Origin of the sequence: Photorhabdus sp. RM71S (assembly GCF_042879355.1) — a bacterium.
GTDB classification, from domain to species: Bacteria; Pseudomonadota; Gammaproteobacteria; order Enterobacterales; family Enterobacteriaceae; genus Photorhabdus; species Photorhabdus kayaii.
This window is the reverse complement of the sequence record NZ_JBHFKV010000287.1, coordinates 1-242: the sequence shown is the minus strand read 5'-3', so window position 1 is coordinate 242 and position 242 is coordinate 1. Positions and strand designations below refer to the sequence as shown.

Genomic DNA, 242 nt, shown 5'->3' with positions numbered 1-242 from the left:
AACTGGAAGCAGAAGGAATAACGTTAATCACTCATGTCCGGAGTAACATGAAGGCAAAAGCGTTATCTCTGTGGGATAAGTTGATGTTAAGAAGACGATTTTTGATAGAAACGGTCGTGGATCAGCTCAAAAATATTTCTCAGATAGAGCATTCAAGACACCGCAGTCAGCTCGGTTTTTTATTGGAAATCGTCGCGGGCTTAATTGCTTATACATTCCAACCTAAAAAACCGAGCTTGAAT

1 protein-coding gene is annotated in these 242 nt (G+C 40.1%); it reads left to right on the top strand.

Annotation, left to right across the window (positions count from 1 at the left end):
• Positions 1 to 242, top strand: a 242-nt coding sequence (locus ACGF5R_RS24925) for a transposase (RefSeq protein WP_387693333.1), incomplete at both ends; no start/stop codon positions are given.